The 1700-nt window shown below is 49.0% G+C and carries 2 protein-coding genes; both read right to left on the reverse strand.

Annotated elements, in window-relative coordinates; genetic code table 11:
- On the reverse strand, positions 1-468 hold a 468-nt coding region (locus DWU89_RS20330; RefSeq protein ID WP_147292167.1), incomplete at its 3' end, for a hypothetical protein.
- 31 nt (positions 469-499) lie between these two features.
- Positions 500-1579, reverse strand: coding sequence for a fimbrillin family protein (locus DWU89_RS20335; protein ID WP_115501446.1), 1080 nt, complete (start codon positions 1577-1579; stop codon positions 500-502).
- Positions 1580-1700 lie beyond the last annotated feature (121 nt).

Genomic DNA, 1700 nt, shown 5'->3' on the forward strand with positions numbered 1-1700 from the left:
TATCGCTTTACTTTCTGATTTTGCCCAAAGATAGTTGAACCCGTTACTTAGTTCAGCAGAGACGCCGCTTGTAAACGCAGGGAAGGATGAAGCATCCGTTGATTCTGTTATTGAATCCGTGGAGACAGCATAAAAGTTGTAAGTATCTTTTGCCAGATAGATCGTATCGCTTGCCCCGATAGACAGGTCGCCATTGTTTCCTACCTTATATTCTTTATTTACAGGGCTTGACACATTAGTGACTGTTTCAGTGTTTTTATAAACGTAGACTTTCGCTTTTACGTCCTTCCGCATCAGCGTAGTATTATTATCCTCTCCCTTCGTCTGTACCAAATCGATCCCCCCGCTGAACGTGACGGGATATAAGGTATTGTCGTCGTTCGTGTCCGGTATCTCGGTCGCTTCCTTGGTGCAGCTTGCGGCACAAAGGAGAAGGGCCGCAGTTAGTAAAATGTGATTTGTTTTCATGTTCGTTGTTGTTTTATTGATTGTTTATTTATTATTCATTTGAGGGTCTGAAATCGATGTTTCCACCGGAGACTTCCTCCCAGCTTGTAACAGTAGCCGTGATCGTGATCGACGGATTCGCGACCGGCGGAACCACTGGCGGTATTACAGGAGGGATCGGAATATCAGGTTCGTCCGGATCATCCGGGATATCCGGTGGCGTAGGCGGGTCGGGAACATCCGGAGTGTCCGGTCCGATCGGCAGGTCGGGCGAGCCGATCACGATGTCGATATTGTAGGCGACATTGCCTTCCGAACCGCTACCTTCAAAATGCACGGGGAGACCGGTGTATGACAGGTCATGCTCCGGATTGTTATCCCGCGTCAGCACAATATCGACCGTCAACTCCGTACGGGGCTGTACCAGCAGGCTACTATTAAAGGTGCTTTCCGTCGAGATTTCCATGCCGGTTTCCGTCTCCGCCTCATACAGCACTAACTTCGGCGCTTCCGTCCCGAACAACAGTTCACCGCTTGACAATTCGAGCCATGCCTCCCGGGAAGAACCTTCCAAACCGGCGAATTTCAAGTAATAGGTCTCCGGACGGTTTTCGGCAAGGCGAACCGTGATTTTCAGCAGCGACAATTGATGGGAAAACGAAAACAGGCTGTCCTGCCTATCGAAAGGATTCACCAATGAACCGGACTGTGCCTTTGTCGTTATGATGTCAGTCTCCCCGTCGAGATGGTACTCGACAAGACCGTCTTTCACAGTGCCTTTCGGATAGTAACCGGTCAGATACACATCCGAACTGTCCGTCGGATAATAGCGTTCCGGTACAAATGTGATTTCGGAGTCTGTAGCGACTGCCTCCCATATCTCGTCAAATTGCAGGGTACCGCTCCCTTTGGCGACGTTGATAGCTGTGCTGTCGAAGTTTTCAATTGCCGCACGGCTCAATAGCTGTGTTTTCAGCCGGATGGGAACCGTAGCTACCGGGGGATCGGGGTCGGGGTTCGGCGGCGTAGGCGGGCCCGGTGGTATGGGCACATCTGACCGGCTGCAACCGGTTAAAAGACAAATGCTACCGATCGTCATTAAATAGAATAATATATTCCGAACTCCTGTCATTCCGTTTTTTAGTTTTACCCCTTTGATTTTCAAGTTTGACGTACCTTATTTATGAAATAAGGCAAAAACACTCTTCTAAGAGGTTTTTCTACCGTTAGAAAACAGCCCTGAATTATTAGAA

The organism is Parabacteroides acidifaciens (assembly GCF_003363715.1).
Classification (GTDB): domain Bacteria; phylum Bacteroidota; class Bacteroidia; order Bacteroidales; family Tannerellaceae; genus Parabacteroides; species Parabacteroides acidifaciens.

Excerpts from the sequence above, each read along its gene's own strand:
- DWU89_RS20335 (WP_115501446.1), bottom strand. The coding sequence starts at position 1,579 with ATGACAGGAGTTCGGAATATATTATTCTATTTAATGACGATCGGTAGC.